The organism is Pseudomonas sp. NBRC 111133, assembly GCF_001320605.1.
GTDB classification, from domain to species: Bacteria; Pseudomonadota; Gammaproteobacteria; order Pseudomonadales; family Pseudomonadaceae; genus Aquipseudomonas; species Aquipseudomonas monteilii.
In genome coordinates this window covers 107,622-116,697 of sequence record NZ_BCBJ01000076.1, presented here as the reverse complement: position 1 = coordinate 116,697, position 9,076 = coordinate 107,622, and the positions used below count along the sequence as shown (strand labels likewise).

Here is a 9,076-nt window from a genome sequence, read left to right as displayed (position 1 = left end):
CACTTCGCGTGGTTTCCGAGAGGTTTTTGGGGCCATATCAGTGGAAGCCACCGCTTGCGGATCGAGGATCAGCACCACTTGGCGCAGGCCGTAGCCATACTCGTTGAGCAAACTGCGCAGCTTCGTTTCAAATTCCATTTCCTGCTTCAGGGCAGAGTCATTTTTCAGCGCTTCCAGCTCCGCCAGTTGGGCTGCGAGCTGTTGTTCGAGCAGGCGGAATTCAGCGAGACGGGACATAAGATTCTCCAAAATGGGTTCGATGATTTTAGCAATCAAGAAAGAAAGCGTGCTAACTATCTTGATCCCACATGCCTGAATCGGCAATCACGAGGCTGAGCGATCGGTGTGGATAAAAACGTGATGGCTTCAGGATCGTCGATCTGGGCGGCTTCACTTGCGAGGTAATCGATCAGCTTTTTGCTTCTTACCCAAACGTACTGCCGGCAAGCCGCGTTTGGAATGGATGGCCCCGCAACGGGGCGAAACCTGGCCTCCCAAAGGTGCTTGAACGCCTCCCTGGTCGACTTCCCCAAATACACCGCAATCTCCGGTCCCAAGATATAGCCACGCCTGAATCTGTCGATGGCTTGAGGCTTAACCATCAATTGCGTACGCCGGCCTCGTTCGACAGCAGTGCTCCATAGCAGACCCAGTCGAACGAACGCGTATGCGCATTGTTCTTTGACGCCTAACAGCGCAGCAGCCTTGACTACCGACAGGCCGGGAAAGACCGGACTCTTGTTCTCAGCTCGGGCTTGTTGCCACGCTGCAAAATCTTGCGGCTTGAGTAACCACGCCCCTACCGCAACCGAGCCATTCTCAGCTGGGCCGTAAGCGCGAAGTTCACCTGCACGTATTGCCTGAACCAACTCGACCAACCCACCCCCCTTGGGCAGAGAATGCTTGGCCAAGTAGTTGATCGACACCAGGCTCTGGTCAGAGCTGGTAGGCAGCTTCTCATCAATCAATTCGTTGATCGAGCGGCAGTCAATCAGCCACCTTTCGCCTGGGCGCGGTTCTCCACCAAAGAACTGGAGGGTACCACCAGCTAGCAGCTGCCTAACCCGATTGCGACAGAGGCTTAGCAAAGTCGAGGTTTCTTTCATATCAGCCACGCCCTGGAGATGCTGCGAGATTGCCTTCAAATGATCCAGGTCCACGACCGTAAAGACTCGATCTTCATGGACCTTCTCCCGATAGGCGATTTGTCCCTCCTGATGAAGGCGTTTTATGACTGATACCCCGAGACCACAAGCTTCAGCAGCAGAATCGAACGACACCCAACGATGTCTCTCAATCGTCTCCTCACTCAAATTGCGATTTCGCTTCGCTAACGGTGCTTCCCACGCATGCTGCAGAAATGATTCGAACTCTCGACGAAGAAAGTCAAAACAAGAGTCATCCAGATCACGGTGGATGTCGTGGTATATCGGGCCGAACGATCTGCTGAGCGTCCAATGTTCGTTATCGGAATGGACTGCCTTGAGGCCACTCAGCAGTTCTCTGAATGCGAGAGGCCAGTTCATGAGAACCACGCCCGCCGCGTTTGCCATAAGCCGCGATATCTCTAGCGAACCCGAATCAGCAACCTTCAGCGGCTGGGTTCTTTCCGTAGGCAAACTTCTGACAGCGAGACGCGATGACAACTCGTGAAACTGTTCGTAGGTGAGGGCCGCCAATCCCGCGTCAGCTGGCAACGAGTCGGCGTAAAACCTATCTTCAAAGCCAGAGGTGAGCCAGGCGGCCGTATCACTCGCCGGCGCGATCTCAAAATTGGTCCCACTCAATGAGGTGCCACACGCTTGGCAACTATTCGCACTCATTGCGCTTGGATCGGTTTCCTTCAGACAGTTGGGGCACCGCCCGTGGAGTTCAGTGCCGTGGACAGAACACGTCGTAACCAGGGTCAAGCCCCAGCTTTCTCTCCAATAACCGGCTTCGCCCAAACAGATCGGACAGTAACGAGCGTGATGAGTCGTCCATAACTTGACCCCCTTGGGCCTTGGATCACGAAACTCAGCAGATACCGCAGGCCAGCTCAGTGGTCCTTCCATCATCTGCAGCCAGTCCGCAACATCGGTCTCGTCGGCTCGTGCAAAGGCGGTGAGCAGTTCCTTTCTGGGTAATCCGTTGGCTTTCGCCAGGCGCTGCAGGTACCCCAAAAGACTTTCGTCTTGGTGTGGTCGTGGGTTGATTAAAAGACCAAACATTCCTACACATCCATGAAATCGAAGACATAAAAATCAGGGGAGTAGAGCCGGGCCGATAAGCCCGGCCCTTGGCCGTCAGGTACTGCTCTCTTCGAACGTCTCAAACGGCTCCCGCTTCCCGAACAGAGGCTGGAAATTGAAGCTCGCACTGAAGGGGTTTCGATCCTCGGTGGCGTAGCTCCAAACCTCGTCTTCAAAAGCCTGGGCCAGCACAGGAAGTTCAATCCCGACAAGGTCCTGGACTTGAACCAGCCAAACAGCCCTGTCCACAATCTTGATGAGGTAGTCGATCAATCCATAGGAAGCCAGGTAGAAGCGTTTAATCATCGCTGGCTCTACAAAACTGATGGTTTGAACAGGCAGTTCGCCCTCGATTGCCTGCAACAACATCACGAAATGAAGAGACGTATTAGCGGAGAAGGTGAAGCGATCGTATGCCACCGTGGCCGAAAACCTGCGTCGCAGTTGCTCGTTTGCTAGCAGGAGATTTTCGGTGCGCTTCAGCCCAATCAGAACAAACGCGATACTGGTTTCATTCATCAGACTCTTGATCCAGTCTGCTGCCTCATACGCACCATTACGACGATAATCGACCAGGTGCTGCGCCTCATCGAGGACCAACATCTCCACGCCAAGGTTCTTCAGCAGCAGGACTACTCGCGCAAATTTAACCTCTGCCGAATGTCCTCGTGCCTCTGCGAAGGGATCCTTCAGCTCTGCCAAAATGGCTGCTGCCAGGTTCTTTTTGGTTGGAGACGAAGGCATCTCGACGAACAGAACTGTCCGCTTCTGTGGGTCATGGCTCTCCAATTCCTCCAATGACCGAATGTACTCCTTGACCAATGTGCTCTTGCCCACTCCGCTTGGACCTTGGATCAGCAACCCTTTACTTGCTCTGGTACGCCGACTATCGCCGTGGATATCGCCTAGTCGCGTCAACGCTCGCTCGACTTGAGGGCTGTGAATAAAACGATCGCGGAGCGTAAAGCTGTATTCACCATGCTCGTAGCATTCGTACAGATTGATGGCGTTCATGGCTTAGAACTCCCAGCAGGGCGACGAACCGAGACCTTGAAGGCTGCTGGCGGAATGTTAGGAATAGAGTCACCGGTCCATTCCACTTCAGCGAGTACCTTGGGTGGAGGCGTGCTTTCGGTCACTCGACCCTCCTTGTCGATTTTCGCTATGGCAGCTGCGCGTCGTTTTCTGAGCGTCTGCGAACGGCGGGCCTCGTCTGCATCTTCCATAATTTCCTGGTAGCACCTGTGCGTAGCCTCGAAGCTAGGCTGCTCATTATATTTTTCTCGCAGCGCTTTCTCGGCAGCCTTCCACACCTCCCTGCTCTTACCGGCCATTCGCTCATCTTTGGCGGGCACTTTGAAGAACAAGTTTCTGAAGCGGTCGTGAACCCAAACGTGCCCGGCTTCGTCTCGATAGCGGACGTTTACCTTTTCTCCGTCTGCCAAACGCATACGGAGCTCAGCAAGTTCCGTAGAGTGGTAGCCCACTTTGGCAACCTCGATGCCGTAATGGTGAACCTTCACCGAGGCCCGCTTGGCCAGAATGCACTCCAACGAGTCCAGGTCGACGGGAAGGCTGATGACATGGTTCGCCTCGCTAGTCCCCCAGACTTGAGCCGGTGTTCTGTTGTCCAGCCCCCGATGAGGAGTCTGGTGGTAACCATCGACGATCCATTTCACTACCACCGCCTCCAATTGAGGGAGCGTGAAACATGCATTCTTCTCCGAGTCGTAATCGCCACGCTGCTGGATATTCGAGAAGGTGGTACCCGGGAGGTTGTGGATAAGCCCCAGGTTCTGTGTGCTGAAAAAGCGTTCGACGGCACCTTTCCTTTGAGGGGCCCTTGAAGCGGGATACATGATCTCGATACCCAACTCGTTGAATCCCATGATGAGATCGCCCGCGTGAAATTCCGCTGCGTTGTCTGGGACTATTCGAGCCGGCAGCCCACGTGCCCACCATTCATTTCTCACTTTCGGAAAGCGCTTCAGCAATTCGGCTTTTGGACGGATTGAGCGTTCGATCACACGAAGCACGGTTTCCGTATTTGGCGCCGACAGGTGGAGCAAATATCCCATCACCATTCGAGAGAAGCGGTCGAGGACGATCGTCAGATAGGGGCGCCCAATGCACAGCCCCGAGGTTTCATCCACAAGCTGGACGTCCAACAAGGTGTGATCAATTTCCCAACGTTCCAAAATCTCATGGACACGTAGGACACCCGCCGCAACACGGTGCTTCTTGTCTGCTGCGTGTTTTCCGAGCCTCTCCTTATCCACAAGGTACGGATCCAGCTTGGCGATGTACCTTCGGACAGTCATTCCGCTTGGGATCTTGAGCTGATCCGAAGGCAAACGACTTTTGTTCCTCTCTTTTATCTGATCCTCGAATTCTGAAACGACCACGCTGACCGCTGGAATCGTATCCTGCAGGTAGGTTTTATTAATCACCCCTTCAAGAATAACTTCGAGCTCTCCCTGTATCGCGGCAGCCCGACCCTTTTTGGCATGCTGAGGGATAAGCTTTACTACGTTCTGGCCAATGTATTTGGCTGCCCAACGTCGAATAGTGGAAACCGAGGGTGCGCACGCATCCCCAATCTTTTTGGCGATATCTCTAAGCTTCTTGATCATGTCTTCGTCACCCGGTAGCTTGTATTTACCGCGCTTAGTTAGGTCGTCCAGATACTTGCGTCGACGCAATGCCTCATCTCCATGTTTTTTGGGGAAGCATGAAATATCTGGAGGGACGTTCCGCACATACGGAACCCTCCCAAGGTATGGCTGATCAGCGGAGATCTCGATCTCGCGCTTCTCGTAGGCCTCATAGAACTCCTTCTCGGATAGCTTCGTGGGCTCACCAAGCTCATCGAAAAAGAGCAGCTTCCGGTCAATAAGCCTCTTCTCAAGCACCATCAGTACGCCACGAACGATGACGACCAATTTCACCCTAAGGGAAAAGGTTTGCATGACGGTGCCCCCCTTGCAGGAAGACCGGGGAGTCAGTGTCAATTGACCTATCAAGGTCAATGCCCACCACCCCAAGGCCTAACAAGCGCCAGGCTTTCCCCTCACCAACCACGTAGAGCAGATCTGCAACGGTCATAGGCGGCCATTCGTTGAAGGTCGCCATTACCTCCTCCAACGCCTGATGCGAAAGCTCTGGACCGCGCCGGTGATACATCAGCCTTCTAAGATTGGTAGCCAGGGGTTCAGCTTCAATTAACTTTTCAGTGATCACCGAAAAGTTACGGGCAGTGGCGTTGAAGTAGCGCTCAGCGGCATCCAGTCGCTGCCTGACGCTGGCAATCTTCAGTCGGTCGTGAGGCTTCACTTCAAACCACCACTCGCGCCCATCCGCGAGGAAAACCTGTACGTCTGGGTAATATTTGAAGTAGCCCTGGAGCGATGGAACACGTTCCTCACTGGGCTGCGGGACGTAGCCGATGACCGCAGGAGACAGCTCAAGAAGCCGAAAAAGAGCGCCTTCGAGCTGGGACTCCCAGGGCACAGGCTTTTTATTTTTGAGCGATGGGAAGTAGCCGCGGTAATGGTTGGACCGCCGCGTGACCACCTTTCGTACTGTCATGAAACACCTCCGAAAATCTCGAAACGAGCGCCGACGCTGCGCCAAAAAATCAAGGCGCAGGGCGGGCGAAGTGAGGCCTTTCGACAGGCAACACTGTGCCGTCGAGTAACCTCGCTAAGGTCGAAAAAATGGGAGAGGATTGACAGTCGCTTCGAAAAAGCAGACATTGCGGGTTCTGAGGACGCAAGTCTGCTTCGCTAAGCGCGGTCAGTCCTCTCGGGATTGATCGCGTTTTTCTACATTTTCAGGTCTCCTTTTCTCTCATTGGTCATGACTCTCATGACTGATCAGAATCTAAAGCAATCGGCTTGCTCTCTTTATTTCTAAACGGCCACTTCGTGATCGCTGGAGCAATTTGGATCAGGTCTGAAGCTCTCGCTTCAAACAGCTGATTTGGCTGAAAATCTTCAGTGCAAAGCGGAAAAGTTGGTCATAGATCTTATTCCAACATCCCTTCGAAATCTACAAAAAATCCAAAATGGCAACTTCCACCAAATTCCATTTCCATACTAAATTGTTCAAATTAATACTTAACACGTACGCTTAATTAACTATTAAGGTGTTCAAATATTAGTTTTAAAGTCCTCTCAATCTCTCTGCTGCTCAGATCCGCCCGCCGACCCTCTCAGCACTTCCAGCGCCCCATCAAATCACTTCCTCAAATCCCCCCATCTGCATCATTTTCCAATGAGCGGAGTAGGGCGCCCCGGCAGGAATTCCAGGCAAAAAAAAGCCCGCGAAGGCGGGCTTGATGGTGACCGACAGGGGCCATGGTTGAAGCCCGGCCGGTCATCTATTTGTGAAAGCGTGCAGCTTTTCTGTGAACCTACACCTGATCAGAAGTCCAGGTTCGACACCGACAGCGCGTTGCTTTCGATGAAGTCACGGCGCGGCTCGACCGCATCACCCATCAGGGTGTTGAAGATCTGGTCAGCTGCGATCGCATCCTCGATGGTGACCTTGAGCATACGGCGGACGGTCGGGTCCATGGTAGTTTCCCACAGCTGCTCAGGGTTCATCTCACCCAGCCCTTTGTAGCGCTGGATGGTGTGGCGCTTGGTGGTTTCGTTCATCAGCCAGTCCAGGCCTTCCTTGAACTCGACGATTGCCTTACGGCGCTCACCGCGCTGAACGTAAGCACCTTCGCCCAACAAGCTGGACAGCTTGGCACCAATGTTGACTACGGTACGGTAGTCATTGCTGCCGAAGAAGTCCCGGTTGAAGGTGACATAGCTGGCCAGGCCGTGGGAGGTAACTTCCACTTCCGGCAACCATACGTTGCGCTCTTTGTCTTCGCGCAGGCTGGCTTTGTAAACCAGGCCGGACTTCTGGCTGTTGCTCAGGCGCTCTTGGAACTTGGCCAGCCAGGCTTGCATCAGAGCGTGGTCACCCAACTGCTCCACAGCCACTTCCGGCAGGTAGATGAAGTGCTCGGTGATATCTTCCGGATACAAGCGCGACAGGCGCTTGAGTGTTTTCATCACGCCGCGGAATTCATTCACCAGGCTTTCCAGCTGCACACCGGAAACCGCTGGCGCCGACTCGTCCAGGTGCAGGCTGGCATCTTCCAGGGCCGACTGGGTCATGTACTCTTCCATGGCCTCGTCGTCCTTGATGTACTGCTCCTGCTTGCCTTTCTTCACCTTGTACAGTGGTGGCTGGGCAATGTAGATGTAGCCGCGCTCGACCAGCTCCGGCAGCTGACGGAAGAAGAAGGTCAGCAGCAGAGTGCGGATGTGCGAACCGTCAACGTCAGCATCGGTCATGATGATGATGTTGTGATAACGCAGCTTGTCGATGTTGTACTCCTCGCGGCCGATACCGCAGCCCAGTGCGGTGATCAGCGTGCCCACTTCCTGGGACGAGATCATCTTGTCGAAGCGGGCTTTCTCAACGTTGAGGATTTTACCCTTCAGCGGCAAGATCGCCTGGGTACGACGGTTACGGCCTTGCTTGGCCGAGCCACCGGCGGAGTCACCCTCCACCAGGTACAGTTCGGAAAGGGCAGGGTCCTTCTCCTGGCAGTCCGCCAGCTTGCCTGGCAGGCCGGCGATGTCCAGCGCACCTTTGCGGCGAGTCATCTCACGGGCTTTACGTGCTGCTTCACGGGCACGGGCGGCGTCGATCATCTTGCCAACGACAGCCTTGGCCTCGTTCGGGTTCTCCAGCAGGAAGTCGGCGAAGTACTTGTTCATCTCCTGTTCCACGGCGGTTTTCACCTCCGAGGAGACCAGCTTGTCTTTGGTCTGCGAGCTGAACTTGGGGTCCGGCACCTTCACCGAGATGATTGCGGTCAGGCCTTCACGGGCATCATCGCCAGTGGTTGCCACCTTGTTCTTCTTGGCCAGGCCTTCCTGCTCGATGTAGCTGTTCAGGCTACGGGTCAGCGAGGAACGGAAGCCCACCAGGTGAGTGCCGCCGTCACGCTGCGGAATGTTGTTGGTGAAGCACAGCAGGTTTTCGTTGAAGCTGTCGTTCCATTGCAGAGCAACTTCAACACCCACACCATCGTCACGCTGGACGTTGAAGTGGAACACCTGGGAGTTGACCGGAGTCTTGTTGGTGTTCAGGTACTCGACGAATGCGCGCAGGCCGCCTTCATACTTGAAGAACTCTTCCTTACCGCTGCGCTCATCCTTCAGCAGAATGCCAACGCCCGAATTGAGGAACGACAATTCGCGAATACGCTTGGCCAGGATGTCCCAGCTGAAGTGAATGTTCTTGAAGGTTTCAGCTGAAGGCTTGAAGTGGATGTGGGTACCGGTGGTTTCACTGTCACCGACAACCGCCATAGGCGCTTGAGGAACACCGTGAACGTAAGTCTGTTCCCAGATTTTTCCGCTACGGCGAACGGTCAGCACCAGCTTCTCGGACAGCGCGTTCACGACCGAAACCCCTACGCCGTGCAGGCCGCCGGATACCTTGTAGGAGTTATCGTCGAACTTACCGCCGGCGTGCAGCACAGTCATGATGACCTCGGCTGCGGAAACGCCTTCTTCTTTATGCACGTCGACCGGAATGCCGCGACCGTTGTCGCGCACACTGATGGATTCGTCCGGATGGATAATGACAGTGATGTCATCGCAATGACCGGCGAGGGCTTCGTCGATGGAGTTGTCGACCACCTCGAAGACCATGTGGTGCAGGCCGCTACCATCATCGGTGTCGCCAATGTACATGCCGGGACGCTTGCGTACGGCATCCAAACCTTTCAGCACCTTGATGCTGGAGGAGTCGTACGTTTGATTTTCGCTCAT

Annotated in this window: 6 protein-coding genes; all 6 read right to left on the bottom strand. The window is 54.5% G+C overall.

Annotation, left to right across the window (positions count from 1 at the left end):
* Positions 1-237, bottom strand: a 237-nt coding sequence (locus APH36_RS18280; protein WP_060499731.1) for a histone-like nucleoid-structuring protein, MvaT/MvaU family, incomplete at its 3' end; no start/stop codon positions are given.
* A gap of 56 nt (positions 238-293) precedes the next feature.
* Positions 294-2,210: a TniQ family protein gene (locus tag APH36_RS18275; RefSeq protein WP_010951430.1), complete on the bottom strand. Its 1,917-nt coding sequence runs from the start codon at positions 2,208-2,210 to the stop codon at positions 294-296.
* A 75-nt stretch (positions 2,211-2,285) separates the two neighbouring features.
* Positions 2,286-3,245, bottom strand: a complete 960-nt coding sequence (locus APH36_RS18270) for a TniB family NTP-binding protein (RefSeq protein ID WP_010951429.1) — start codon at positions 3,243-3,245, stop codon at positions 2,286-2,288.
* Positions 3,242-5,200 (bottom strand): DDE-type integrase/transposase/recombinase, encoded by a 1,959-nt coding sequence (locus APH36_RS18265; RefSeq protein ID WP_011953078.1) that lies wholly within the window; start codon positions 5,198-5,200, stop codon positions 3,242-3,244. Before APH36_RS18265 ends, APH36_RS18270 begins: the two co-directional genes overlap by 4 nt.
* Complete coding sequence (locus APH36_RS18260) at positions 5,181-5,819, bottom strand: TnsA endonuclease N-terminal domain-containing protein (RefSeq protein WP_011953077.1); 639 nt, start codon at positions 5,817-5,819, stop codon at positions 5,181-5,183. The genes APH36_RS18265 and APH36_RS18260 overlap by 20 nt, the downstream gene beginning before the upstream one ends.
* 836 nt (positions 5,820-6,655) lie before the next feature.
* Positions 6,656-9,076 carry a DNA topoisomerase (ATP-hydrolyzing) subunit B gene (gene gyrB, locus APH36_RS18255; protein ID WP_060499730.1) on the bottom strand — a complete coding sequence of 807 codons (2,421 nt, stop codon included), beginning with the start codon at positions 9,074-9,076 and terminating at the stop codon, positions 6,656-6,658.

Coding starts and splice junctions, on each gene's coding strand:
- APH36_RS18275 (WP_010951430.1), bottom strand. CDS start 2,210: ATGTTTGGTCTTTTAATCAACCCACGACCACACCAAGACGAAAGTCTT.
- APH36_RS18270 (WP_010951429.1), bottom strand. CDS start 3,245: ATGAACGCCATCAATCTGTACGAATGCTACGAGCATGGTGAATACAGC.
- APH36_RS18265 (WP_011953078.1), bottom strand. CDS start 5,200: ATGCAAACCTTTTCCCTTAGGGTGAAATTGGTCGTCATCGTTCGTGGC.
- APH36_RS18260 (WP_011953077.1), bottom strand. CDS start 5,819: ATGACAGTACGAAAGGTGGTCACGCGGCGGTCCAACCATTACCGCGGC.
- gyrB (WP_060499730.1), bottom strand. CDS start 9,076: ATGAGCGAAAATCAAACGTACGACTCCTCCAGCATCAAGGTGCTGAAA.